This window comes from Ancylobacter polymorphus (assembly GCF_030813495.1).
Classification (GTDB): domain Bacteria; phylum Pseudomonadota; class Alphaproteobacteria; order Rhizobiales; family Xanthobacteraceae; genus Ancylobacter; species Ancylobacter polymorphus.
Genome location: NZ_JAUSUI010000016.1, coordinates 1 through 13,159 on the forward strand (window position 1 = coordinate 1; position 13,159 = coordinate 13,159).

Here is a 13,159-nt window from a genome sequence, read left to right on the forward strand (position 1 = left end):
GAGAATTCGCATTCCGGGCAGCACAGCCAGTCCGGCGGCGATCAGCGCCAGCACGGCGGTTCCACTGACAATCCCGGCAACTTCGCCAATGATCGCGAAAAGGCGAGCGAAGCCGGCCGCAAGGGCGGCCAGCGCTGACCGGGCGCTGTGACCATCGCGCCTGATCTCGGCAATGCCCGCCCCGGCACGTTCAGGGCGGGCATTGGCATGACGTAGCAAGGTGCGTGCCTGCCGTCCGACGCGCGGCCGCTTCCAGGGGACGACGTAAGGGGAACCTCGGTCCTTCTCGCCCGTTGCCGATCAGGGCGGCCGCTCAGTGCACCGCCGGCAAAGCAATCAGCGATATCAGCGACAGGAGACACGCGACATGGCGACCGCCGACGAACGGCTTATGGAATGGCTGCGCGATGCGCATGCGATGGAACAGCAGGCCGAGACGATGCTGTCGTCCATGGCGTCGCGCATCGAGCACTATCCCGAGGTGAAGCGCGGCCTTGAGCGGCATCTTGAGGAGACGCGCGCCCAGGCCGCACAGATCGAAGCCTGCATCGCCCGCCGGGGTGGCGACACCTCCACGCTCAAGGACCTCGCCGCCAAGTTCACCGCCTTCGGCCAGGGGCTGAGCGGGATGTTCGTGGGCGACGAGATCGTCAAGGGTTCGATGGCGAGCTACACATTCGAGCATATGGAAATCGCCGCCTACAAGGTGCTCATCAGCGCGGCGGAAGCCTGCGGCGACCGGGAAACCAGCGCGGTGTGCCAGCGCATCCTGGCCGAAGAAGAGGCCATGGCGCGCTGGGTGGGCGACAATCTCGGCGACATCACCATCAAATATCTCGCGCGGGAAGAAACCCCCGATGTGACCGCCAAGCACTGACGACTGCACTGACAGCTGCACTGACGACCGCGCTGCCGAGGGCGCGGCACGACGCATCCTGCGACCCGGAGCCGACGCCCGGCCCTCAAGCGGAGGACGGGCGTTGCGTCGGCACGTCGGAGGAATCTGCCCGGCCGCCTCCAGCCTGTGGCGCTGCGACGGAGCCGGCGGTTGAACAACCGTGCGTCGCTTGTCGCGTTTCCGGTGGAGTGTTACCATACAAATGAAGCGATTGTGGGCGTCGCCTCGGCAGGCTGGGACTGGGATGCGGCGTCACCCGCGCCATCGATGTGGTCTGCCCTTCGCCAGCGCGCCGGGCAATGCGTTGAGTTAAGCCCCTCCCTTGCTCGCCAGTGGTTTCTACGCGTATCCGTGGTCAGGCAGGGGCGATGGGCAGAAGTTCCCGGGATTTCGTTACGTTCGTCAGGCAATATCTGAGATATGATCTTCGCCGGGAACTCATCGCCTGGTGGAAGATCGCGAAATTCTACCTGCCGATCGGGCTTGTGGTCGCGGCCCTCGCGCTGGCGATTCTGGTCTATATCGAGCCCTTTCCCCGGGGACATACCGTTCTGGCCATCGGCCAGCGCGGCACGCTGAGCCGCGATCTCGGCGACGCCTTCCAGTCCTATTTCGAGCGCCACGGGCTGACCCTCGATATCCGCAGCCGACCCGGTCTCGACGCGGTTGAAAAGGACATTCACGACCCCGGCTCCGACATCAATGCCAGCTTCGTCGTGTCCGGGGCGGGGTCGGCGGCGGACTATCCCGACCTCGTCTCGCTCGGCAATGTCGCGATCGCGCCGGCCTGGCTGTTCTATCGCGGCGAGACGGTGAAGGTCGACGACCCCTTCCAGTATTACCGGGACCGGCCGATCGCCGTTGGCGCGCCGGGCACGGTGAGCGCGCGGTTGTTCGCTACCCTGATGGACCTCAACAATCCCGGCACGGGGGACCGGCCGAACTTCCTCAAGCTGCCGAACCAGGAGGCGGTCGCGCAGCTGCGCGCCGGAACGATCGACGCGCTGTTCATCGTCGATGGCTTCGCCTCGCCGGTGATCCAGCAATTGCTGAGCGATCCCACCGTCAAGCTGATGAACTTCCCGCTGGTCGATGCCTATGTCCGGCGCCTGCCTTTCCTGCGCAAGGTGACGGTGCCGCGCGGCGCTATCGACATTGGCGAGGTGCGGCCGGGGAGCGACATCGCGCTGCTCGCCTCCTCGGTGAATCTGCTGGTGGAGAAAGACACCCATCCCGCGGTGCAATGGGCTTTCCTTCTCGCGTCACGCGAGATCAGCCTGAAGTCGGACAATTTCTTCCCCGTTGCCGACAATCTCCCGCAATATCGCGACCGATCCTTTCCGCTGAGCCCGATCGCCACCCGCTTCTATACAAGCGGCGTCCCGGGAATCTTCAGCTATCTCCCGCTCTGGCTCGCGGCGCTGCTGGAGAATGTCTGGATCGTTCTTCTTGCGCTGCTGCTCCTTGGCCTGCCGCTCTTCAACAAGATCATCGGCTATCGCGGCTTTGCCTCGCAGAAGCTGCTCTGGCTGCATTTCTGGGAGCTGCGCTACCTCGAGGACGAACTCGTGGCGGCGCGGACCGTGGGCGAGGTGGGATCGGTGATGGAACGCCTCTCCCTGCTCGATGCCAAGACGACCGAAACCTGGGTGCAGGACGATCAGATGCGGCATTATTTCACGCTCCGGCGTAACATCAGCAGCATGCTTCAGGATGCGCAGAAGAAGATAAGCCTGTTGCAGAAATCCTGAACGCGACGATCGGTCGGGGGGCGTTGATCGATGTATCTTTCTTTTCTTCAATACATGACGGACACTCAGCTTCTGGTGCTGATGCCGGCGCTGTCATGCTTCGTTTTGCTGCTTGTCGCCCTTGGGGTGCGGTATATCAACGCGAAATGGGGCTGGCTGGACTATGACAGCGACATCGTCGATACCGCCACCCAGAACACCATGTCCGGCGCCTATGTGGTGCTCGGCTTCGTGCTCGCGCTGGTCATGACCACGGCGTCCGATCTTGACGACAAGGTCTCGCAGGAGGCGCAGGCCATCAAGAGCCTGAACGGCCTGCTGATCCTCGACGGCAGCCCGCCGGCCCTGGAGGCGCGCGCGGCGCTGCTGGCCTATACGAAATCCATCGTCACCGACGAATGGACCGTGCTGCGGGATGGCCATGGCAGCCCCGCGACCTCGAAGGCACTGTCCGACCTGTTCCGGCAGATCGACCGCATCGAGCCGGAATCGCCGAAGAGTGTCGTCATCTTCTCCAAGACATTGGAGGCGGCCGACCGCGTGGCGCAGATCCGCAATGATCGCATCTTGAGCGTGACCAGCGCCTTGCCCGACATCTTCTATACGGTGAGCCTGCTCAGCATTCTCGGCGTCATCCTCATCTGCGGCCTGCGGCTGATCGAGGCGACGCCGGTCCGCGCCATCACGCTGGTGGTCCAGCTGGTCATGCTGACGCTCATGCTGGGCGCCATCGCCATCATCGACCTGCCCTATCTCGGCGATACCGCGACCTCGGCCGAGAATCTGCAGGATGTCTATCACGCGCTGGAACGGCAGGATCCCGTTCTGCTGGGGAAACCCTGACCATGGCGGCGAAGGCGCTGGAACGCCTCCCCGACGCCATCACTGGCACGCAGCGTCTGGTGGCGGGCGTCACCTATGTCGCGGAAACGGATGTGCGGGTGCGGGACGGCGCTAAACTGATCGTCGAGGACGGGGTGACGATCCTCATCCGCAACGGCCTCGTGCCGGCAAGCCCGATCGGCCATGCGGCGCTGATCTTCGAGCAGGGCTCGGCGCTGGACGCCCAAAGGCTCTCCATCCGCGCCTGCAATGCGCGCTTGCGTCCGGTGAAGACCGCCGACAATGGCGGCGTCTGGTTCTTCGGCGGCTATCGCAGCGCGGAGAAGGACGGGCTGGAGGTCGCGGTCGTCCGGCCGCGCGCGGCGTCGTCCTTCGAGGCCGCCCTGATCGCGGCCTATTATCTCGGCCATGGCGACCCCGTTACGCCGAGCGACGACCCGATGCTGGACGACCGGGACGGCTTCTCGCTGATGGGAGTGGGGCCGCAGGAATGGCGGGTGGCGGAGGTGCGCAGCTTCCATTCCGGCGATGACGGGCTCGATCTCACCAATTCGCAGATCCGGCTGGAGCGGCTTCGCGTGGTGGCGCCGGCCGAGGACGGCATCAATCTCAGCAGCAGCCGGCTGGAGGTGGCGCGCAGCCTGTTCGTCGACGTGGCGATGACGGACATCGCCGACCGCGACATCTTCGATTTCGAGGTGGATGACGGCCCCAGCTATGTCGAGATCGCCCAGCACTGCCATGTCGATATCAGCGGCGTGTTCGGCGACCAGCTGCACCTCATCAGCCCGGACATGCCTGTCGCCACCGAGGCGGAGGATGTTCCCTACCGCTTCAAGGGCTTCCTGCGCCAATCCCCCGCGCTGGTCTATTCACTGAACGAGGATTGACATGAGCATTGGCCGGACGGGTGGGCGCGAGGCGGCACCATCGCTCGCCGGGGAGCGCCTGCGCGGCCTGCTCCCCGTGCTTGGGCTTGTCCTCGCGCTCGCCGCCGGGACGGGCGCGGTGGCGGAGCCGCGGGTTCAGGCCTGCCCGCTCAACCCGTCCGCGACGACGGGCCAGGTGCTGCAATGGGCCTCGCCGCCCGCGGCCAACAGGGACGACAAGGCGCCTTTGCCCTGCGCGCCCTGCACCGACCCTGCCAACCGCGCCACCAAGACCTGCGCCGTGTTCCGCTTGCTCACCTCCGAGGCCTGCGCGGGCGGGCGCTGCGCGGATGCGGAAGGCGAGTTCGTGCGTCGCCGCCATGGCGGAGATGAGTTCTTCCTGCAATACGACACCCGCCACCGTGACCCGGCCCGGTACCCACGCGCCCGCGGCGAAAATTGCCGCTTCGTGCTGTGGGCCATCGCGCCGGTCATCGGCATTGAGGACGTGGCCGGCTATGCCGGGCGGAACTATTGGCAGGACGCCTATGTCGCCTCGCAGACCATGGTCGAGCCGCCTTTTGCGAGGAATGATCTCGCCTTCGCCATTCAGCCCCCCACCGTGCGCGGCCAGCACCAGTTTCACATCCACATCGGCACGCTGGCGCCGGCCTACCGCACCGCGCTGGCTGGCCTGGCGCGCAACGCGACGCGGGTCCGCATCAACAGCCTCGATTTCCATGCCCGGTTCATCGCGGTCCCGGCGGGGAGCGATCCCTTTGCCGGCCTCGATGTCTCGGGCCTCGTGCGGGCCATGCTGCCGGGCGGCGCGGCGGATCTTCCGCTGTATGGCGTGATGGCGGTGGTGACGGATGACGGGCGCGGGCTCTGGATCCTCGCCGCCGAAGGGTTCGAGCGGGCCGAGCTGAATTTCATCGGCCCCATGGCGTGCCGCCTGCGCTGAGCGCTGCCTGGAAGCGCGCCGCTCCGCATGGCCTGATCGCGCGTTGCTATCGCCTGTCATGTCGGTTCCCGTCGATGCTTCCTCGGCGTGGCAGCGGGCCGTTCGACGGCCGCACTCACCGCGCGCAGAGCGCCGGACGGCAGCTATTGACGCCCGTTGCGTCGCTCATGGCGGCTTCCGGCAGAACGCTGGGCATGATCTGAATCCCGCCATTCAGCGCGGGGGAATCAGCCTTTCGCGGGCGCACGTCGGACGACCGCGAAAGCGCGGGAATGGAATGGCTGCCCCATTGCTCGCGAGCATTGGCCCGACACGCCACGCACGCCGACCTGGCATCAAAAAGCGGCCGCGATTTCGCAAACAGGGAGCACGATTCATGTCGAACGTGCCCTCTAATGTCGAAATGTGACGTAGCTGCACTTTCTCTAACCGTGCAAATAGTATCATAGTGTGGCGTGGGGGCGTGGGTACCGTTTGGCCTGCGGGGGACGACATATCCTATGTGCTTTAGACGACGGATAGCAGGAGTATGCCGTTCCGCTGCGCTTCTCGGACTCACATTGCTACCGGGTGCCGCCTTCGGGCAGGCACGCGGAGTCGTCGAGCGAAATCTGCCACCCGCCGTCTCGGTGGGAGGTGGCCTCCAGGGCGCAACTGCCGTTCCGGTCACCCAGGATGCGACACCGCTCGGCACGGACGTTACCGGCATCCGCCTCATCGGCCTCAACGATCCGGTGCTGGCCAAGCCGCCGGCGGGTCTTTCCTTCCAGGGTGTCGAAGGCGTGCCGACTGAAAGGCTGGGCGAGGTGCTTGCTCCCTTCCTCGGCAAGCCACTGTCGCGAAAGCTGGTTGCGGATGCTCAATCTGCCGTCGCCGCGGCCTACCGCAAGGCGGGACGTCCTTTCGTGTCCGTCACGGCACCGCCGCAGGAGGTCACCTCGGGCGTGCTGCAGCTGCGCATCGTGCCCTTCCGCATGGGGGCGGTGAGGGTCAAGGACGGGGCGTCCAATGCCGCTTCCGGCGGTTTCGCGAATGCTGTGCGTGCGCCCGCAGGGCAGCTGATCGAGGCGGAGCGGATTTCCGAGGACCTCGACTGGCTCAACCGGTTCCCCTACCGCCAGCTGAACGGTGTGTTCGAGCCGGGCTCCAATCTGGGCACCAGCGATCTCACGCTGGAAGTGACCCGCAAGAAGCCGTGGCAGGCCTTCGCCGGCTGGTCGAACACCGGCACGCAGCAGACGGACCTAAACCGCTATTTCATCGGCTTCGGCGTCGGCGTCGAGGCGTGGAACGACCTGACTCTGTCCTATCAGCTCACCGGCAGCGGCAATCTCCTCACCGACCCGTCCTCGATCACGCTGTCCGGCACTAACTGGCCGTCCTATGTCAGCCATGCGGGGCGGATCGCCATCCCCACATTGCCGCGCCAGGCGATCGAGATCACGCCGAGCTTCGTCGCCACCCGGCAGGCCAGTTTCGGCGACATACTGAGCTTTGAGAACATCACCTTCGAACTGCCGATCCTTTACCGGTCGGCGCTTTCGAACATCAACACGGCTCTCGCCGGATGGGGCGAACTCTATTTCGGCGTGGCGCCGAAATGGGCCACGCGCAAGACGCTGTACCAGAATGTCGAGGTCGGCGACGGCCATGTCGGTGTGTTCGATCTCATCGCGGGCTGGGCCGGGACGTGGCAGCCTTCCGCTGGCGGTTCCACGTCCATCGACCTGCGCCTCGTCGCCAATCCCGGCGGGGTGGTCGGCGGCAACAACAGCGGGGCGTGGTCCCTCTACTCCAACGGCCGCGTCACGGACATCAACTATGTCTACGGCCTCGGCACGCTCACGCAGGTCACGCCGCTGAATGTCGTGCCGGCGCTGGCGGGCTGGAGCTGGAACGTGTCGCTGACCGGGCAGGTCGCCGGGCAGGCACTGCCCGACACCGAGCAGCTCGCCATTGGCGGTTATTACGGAACACGCGGCTACACGCTCGACGATGGCAGCGTGGATACGGGCTTTGTGCTGCGCAATGAGCTGCGCCTGCCGAGCTTCGCCGCTCTGGGGCGTCTGGGCCTCAAGGCGCCGCCTATCGGCGCGGTACAGGATGCGCTTTCGCCCTATCTCTTCGCCGACATTGGTTACGGCCACAACTTCAATCTGGATACGCTGCAGTCCATTACGGAAAGCGCGGATACGATACTGGTCGGCATCGGGACGGGTATCGATTACGTGCTCGCCGACAATATAAGGGCCGGCGCCGTCGCTGGCGTTGCTCTGACCGACGGGCCGAGTACGGAACGCGGGACGGTCACGATACAGGGAAGGGTCGTCGTCTCGTTCTGATAGAGGCCGCTATGCTTGCGTTCTTATCGACGATGGAATCATTGCGGGCCTCAGGGCGTCGACGGGACCTTTATTGATGACGGGTTTATCTGCGGCCGTCGACCGGATGTCGACGGGCCAGATCCTTCTAGATCTTCGCGGCGTGCCCGATGGCGAGGCCGCGATGGCTGCGGAACGAAACGGCGGCTCACCGGCGCCGCAATCAGGGGAGTGAAGTGATGCGCGCAAAGCTCGGCCCAGGCTCCATGTGCCTGATGACAAGCGTTGCGGTCATCCTGGGAGTCGTCCCCTCGATCGCGCAGTCTCTGCCGACCAACGGCACGGTCGCCGCCGGCTCGGCTTCCATCCTGACCCCTACCGGCACCAGCCTCGTCGTCAATCAGACGAGCCAGAACGCCATCATCAACTGGGGCTCCTTCTCCATCGGGCAGGGCAACTCGGTCTCGTTCAACAACGGCACGGGCTCCACCCTCAACCGCGTTACGGGAAATGTCCCCTCCCGTATCGACGGCACGCTCTCCGCGACCGGCTCCGTCTATCTGGTCAATCCTGCCGGCGTCGCCGTCGGCTCCGATGGCAAGGTCGCGACCGGCGGCTCCTTCGTCGCCTCCACGCTCGATATCACCGACTCCAACTTCCTCGCCGGCGGGGAGATGACGTTCTCGGGCACATCCAAGGCGTCGATCGTCAATGTCGGCACGATCGGCTCGCTGGGCGGGGATGTCGCGCTGATCGCCCGCGCGGTCGAGAATACCGGGACCCTCTCCGCGCCGGAGGGCACCGCCGCCCTGGTCGCGGGCTATGAGGTGCTCGTGCGGGACGGCGCGCTCGATGGCGGCAAGTTCCACGTCAAGGTTGGCGGCGCCGACACCGAGGTCAAGACGCGCGGCGCGATCCGTGCGGCCGCCGCGGAGCTGCGCGCCAATGGCGGCAATGTGTACGCGCTGGCCGGCAATACCGGAGGCGTCATCGCCGCCACCGGCACGGCAAAGAAAGGCGGGCGCATCTTCCTCACCGCCGGCGACGGCGGCACGGTGGAGGCGGGAGGAAAGATCACCGCCTCCCGCAAGACGAGCACCGGCGGCACGTCGGTCGCGCGCAGCGGCACGCGCCGGAGCAAGGTGGCGCAGGCGACGAGCGGGGGCGACATTCGCATCTCCGCCGGCACGACCAAAATCTCCGGCACGCTGTCGGCCAAGGGCACCGGCGCCAAGGGCACCGGCACCAAGGCCGATGGCGGCACGGTGGTCGTGGCGGGCACGACGATCACGCTGACGGACACGGCCGTCGTGGATGCGAGCGGCGCGGCCGGCGGCGTGGTGCTGATCGGCGGCGACTTCCAGGGCGGCACGAACGCGGCCACGAAAAGGCTGAGCGAGACGGTCGCGACGGCCACGACCACGACCGTGGCGGCCGGCGCCCGGATCGTCGCCGACGGAACCCGCGGCGATGGCGGGCGCGTGGTGATCTGGTCGAACGACCTCACGACGTTCGAGGGCACGCTAAGCGCCCGCGGCGGCGGTGCGGGCAAGGGCGGCGACGTCGAGATATCCGGAAAGGCCGTTCTGGATTTCCGCGGCAAGGTGGATCTGACAGCCGAACGAGGCGCGACCGGAACCCTTCTTCTCGATCCCTACAACCTGACCATCTATGACGGGTCGTCCACCGCCGTCACCGTGCCTCCCAATATTTCCGCGACAAGCGAAGACGCGTTTCTGAACGTCGCTACGCTGAGGAGCGCCCTCGAAAATGCCAATGTGATCGTCTCGACCAGCGGGTCCGCGGGCACCGGGTCCCAAGAAGGCAACATCGTCATTGCGACGGCGATATCCTGGAACGCCAACACCACGCTGACGCTCTCGGCGGCGGGCAATGTCATCTTCGATGCTGCCGTCACCGCGACCGGCGCCACGGCGGGCCTCGTCATCGAATACGGCACCGGCTACAACTACATCGTCAATGCGCCGATCACCCTTTCCGGCGCCAGCGCCACCCTTCAGATCGGCGAGACCGGAGCGCTTCAGACATATACGCTGATCCACTCGATGGCCGATCTCGACAATATCGACGGGAGCAATCTCTCGGGCAGCTATGCTCTGGCCCAGAGTCTCGATGCGTCGGGAACGGTCTATTCGAATCCCCTGGTCTTGGGTTCGTTCTCCGGGAACTTCGCCGGTCTCGGCAACACCCTCTCGAACCTGACCATTTCGGCCCCCACGACCGACAATGTCGGCCTGTTCGCCGAGACCACGTACAGCGCCACACTCCGCGACATCAATCTCCTGAACGGCAGCGTGGTCGGTCGCGGCAGCGTCGGTTCGCTTGCGGGCACGTCGGCCGGCCTGATCTCAAACGCCTCGACCAATCTGACCGTCGTCGGCAGCGACTCCTTCGTCGGCGGCCTCGTCGGCCTCAATTCCGGCGGCGGCAGGGGCATCATCGATTCCTCCGCTGCGGGATCCGTCCGCGGCGTCGATTATGTCGGCGGGCTTGCCGGCAACTCCCAGGCCACGATCACCCGCTCCTACGCAACGGGGGCGGTCAGCGGCCGGACCTATGTCGGCGGCCTCGCGGGGACAGGCGGAGATACGGTCTCGCAATCCTATGCCACCGGCTCGGTGGTGGGGTCCGGCGACAACGTCGGCGGGCTCATTGGTCTGAACGGTTTGTCCGTGCAGAATTCCTACGCGACCGGCGCCGTTAACGGCGCGTCGAACACCGGCGGTCTCGTCGGCTGGAATTTCGGTTCCGTCACCAATTCCTACGCCCTTGGCAGCGTCACCGGCACCACCAATGTCGGCGGTCTCGTCGGAACCAACCAGGACGGCTTCATCTCGGGCACTTATGCGAGTGGCGCCGTCACCGGTTCGAGCGATGTCGGCGGCCTGGTCGGTACCAATAGCACCTGGGGAACCGTCGACAGCTCCTATTGGGACAAGGAGACGACCGGCCAAGCCCATTCGGCCGGCTCGGCCGACAGTTTCGGCCTGACGACCGCCGAGGCGCGGCAATCGAGCTCCTATACCGGCTGGGACTTCGGCTCCGTCTGGTTTCAGACGGCGGATATGCGGCCGATCCTGCGCTCCGAAGCGGCGCCGAGCGTGAACGGCGTCGTCTCGATCGCCAACGCGCACCAGCTTCAGCTGGTGAGCGCGAACCTGTCCGGCACCTATTTGCTCTCCGCTGACATCGACGCCAGCGCGACCTCGGGCACCAACGCCGCCGGCATCTGGAGCGCCGCCGGCTTCGTGCCGATCGGCGGCAGCCAGAGTTTCACCGGCAGGTTCGACGGCAACGGCCACACCATCTCCAACCTGACCATCAACAGGCCGGACAGCATCTATGTCGGCCTGTTCGGGGTCGTGACCAATGCCGTCATCCGCGGCGTCGGGCTCGTCGGCGGCAGCATAGCCGGCGATGTCTATGTGGGCGGCCTCATTGGGCGCGACGACGGCAGCACGGTCTCGTCCGCCTACAGCACGGCGAATGTCTCGGGCCGCGGGGTGATCGGCGGCCTTGTCGGCCGTGCCAGCAACGCGGTCTACGACAACCTCTATGCGACCGGGACCGTCACCGCGAATGAAGGGGCCGGCGGCCTCATCGGCTATGCCGACGGCACGACGATCGATCGTTCCTATGCCAGCGGCACGGTCTCGGGCGGAGGAGTGGTAGGCGGCCTCATCGGAACATTGCTCAATGGATCGAACGCTGGCCTTCTGACGCGGTCCTACGCGACGGGCGCGGTCTCGAGCAGCTTGTGGGTCGGCGGTCTCGTCGGCGCCCTTCAGGAAGCCTCTATCTCTGATTCCTATTCCACCGGCGCCGTCACCCTCAACGCCACGTCGTCCAACAGCGACGATCCTATCGTCGGTGGCTTCGTCGGCTACAACTACTATGGCTCCATCACCAGCAGCTATTCGACGGGCGCGGTGGACGCCGCCGCCTGCGCATCATGCCTCGCGGGGGGATTTGCCGGCTTCAGCTATAACGGCTCGATCGCCGATAGCTACTGGGATACCGAAACATCCGGCCTCAACATTGGCATCGGCAGCGATCCGTTTTCGACGTTTGTCACACCTTTCGCGACCGCCAGCGCCTACAACGAGAGCACCTATACCAATTTCGATTTCGCCAACACCTGGTACCTGATCGCGGGCGAAACCCGTCCGTTCCTGAGGTCCGAATGGTCGACCACCGTGGTCAACGCCCACCAGCTTCAGTTGATGACGTTGAACCTCGCGGCTGCCTACACCCTCGGCGCCAATATCGACCTGTCCGCGACGCAGCAGGCGGCGCAGATGTGGAACACCGCCACCGGCTTCTCGCCGATCGGCACGAACATCATGGGCTACGTCTCCCCGCCCTTCAGCGGCGCGCTCGACGGGGCGGGGCACACGATTTCAAACCTGTTCATCGACCGCTCGGCTCTTACGCTTTCTGCCACGGGCTTGTTCGGGACCGTCGATTATCAAGCCGTCATCCGCAATGTCGGCCTTGTCGGCGGCTCCGTCACGGGCGCCAATGCGGGCGCTGGCAGCCTCGCAGGGTTCAGCTACGGCAGGCTGGAGAACGTGTTCTCCACCGTCGCGGTGACCAGTGTCCAAGGCGTGGGAGTGTTGGTCGGCTATGGAGGCGTGGGAGGGTTGGTCGGCTTTAACGGTGGTACGATTTCCGTGGCCTATGCCTCGGGTGATGTGAACATCACCGGGACCGCCCCGCTCGTCGGGGGCGGGCTTGTCGGGTTCAATACGGGCATCATCGATAATGCCTACGCGACCGGAGATGTCGCTGGCGGCAACAGGGTCGGAGGTCTCGTAGGTTATAGTGACGGAATCATCGACAAGACCTACGCCATCGGCGGCGTATCGGGAACAGGGGTGGCCACTGGAGCGCTCGTCGGAACGAATGACGGCTCGATCACGGCGTCCTACTGGGTGATGGGCCCCACTCCGGGCGTCTTCAACGGTTCGGGCAGCGTCACCTCTTCCGGCGACCTCACCTCTGGCGAATTTCAGGACACCGACTTTTTCGTCACCACCGCCACCGCCGCGGGTTGGGATTTCGACACCATCTGGGCGCCGCCGAGCAGCGGCTATGACGCCGCGCTTTATGCGCTGACGCCGGTTGTCTGGGTAAAGGCAGCGACCACCACCTCGACCTATGGCAGCAGTTCCGCCACGACGACATCGGCGGTGTCGGTCGGAGGCCCCGGGCGCTACGTCTTCGGGCCGGCGGGCGATACCCTCACCTTGACGGGTCGCACGATCGATGTCGCGTCGACCACGTCGGCGGGCACCAGCACCCTCGCGTTGATCAGTCAGAACCAGACGGCCAGCAGCGCGGCGGGCCAGAACTACCGCGTCTTCTACTATGGCGACAATATCGCCACGGTCGCCAAGGCCTCGCTGTCGGCGGTTCTGGCGGGGACGGTGACCAAGACCTATAATGGCACGACCACCGCCAGTCTTGCCTCGGGCAATTTCACCCTGACC

9 protein-coding genes are annotated in these 13,159 nt (G+C 65.5%); 8 read left to right on the forward strand and 1 reads right to left on the reverse strand.

What is annotated here, in order from left to right; all coding sequences use genetic code 11:
• From J2S75_RS22280 to J2S75_RS22305, 6 genes are all read left to right on the forward strand, one after another.
• Window positions 1-138: con-10 family general stress protein (locus J2S75_RS22280; protein ID WP_307023435.1), on the forward strand; the 138-nt coding region annotated here is incomplete at its 5' end.
• Window positions 139-367: 229 nt separating this feature from the next.
• Window positions 368-877, forward strand: a complete 510-nt coding sequence (locus J2S75_RS22285; protein WP_307023425.1) for a ferritin-like domain-containing protein — start codon at window positions 368-370, stop codon at window positions 875-877.
• Window positions 878-1,266: 389 nt separating this feature from the next.
• Entirely contained in the window at window positions 1,267-2,649 is a 1,383-nt protein-coding gene (locus J2S75_RS22290; protein ID WP_307023427.1) for a TAXI family TRAP transporter solute-binding subunit, read from the forward strand.
• A 54-nt stretch (window positions 2,650-2,703) separates the two neighbouring features.
• Window positions 2,704-3,492 (forward strand): bestrophin-like domain, encoded by a 789-nt coding sequence (locus J2S75_RS22295; protein ID WP_307023429.1) that lies wholly within the window; start codon window positions 2,704-2,706, stop codon window positions 3,490-3,492.
• 2 nt (window positions 3,493-3,494) lie between these two features.
• Entirely contained in the window at window positions 3,495-4,382 is an 888-nt protein-coding gene (locus J2S75_RS22300; protein ID WP_307023431.1) for a hypothetical protein, read from the forward strand.
• A gap of 1 nt (window position 4,383) precedes the next feature.
• Complete coding sequence (locus J2S75_RS22305) at window positions 4,384-5,325, forward strand: CDP-diacylglycerol diphosphatase (RefSeq protein WP_307023433.1); 942 nt, start codon at window positions 4,384-4,386, stop codon at window positions 5,323-5,325.
• 563 nt (window positions 5,326-5,888) lie between these two features.
• Here J2S75_RS22305 and J2S75_RS22310 read toward each other — a convergent pair.
• Entirely contained in the window at window positions 5,889-6,188 is a 300-nt protein-coding gene (locus tag J2S75_RS22310) for a hypothetical protein (RefSeq protein ID WP_307023441.1), read from the reverse strand.
• Between J2S75_RS22310 and J2S75_RS22315 the strand changes: the two genes are divergently transcribed.
• The gene (locus J2S75_RS22315; RefSeq protein WP_307023437.1) at window positions 6,132-7,667 is read left to right on the forward strand and encodes a ShlB/FhaC/HecB family hemolysin secretion/activation protein; all 1,536 of its coding nucleotides are present in this window, start codon (window positions 6,132-6,134) and stop codon (window positions 7,665-7,667) included. The two genes, J2S75_RS22310 and J2S75_RS22315, sit on opposite strands and share 57 nt — an antisense overlap.
• A gap of 254 nt (window positions 7,668-7,921) precedes the next feature.
• The coding region (locus J2S75_RS22320; protein WP_307023439.1) for a beta strand repeat-containing protein at window positions 7,922-13,159 on the forward strand (5,238 nt) is incomplete at its 3' end.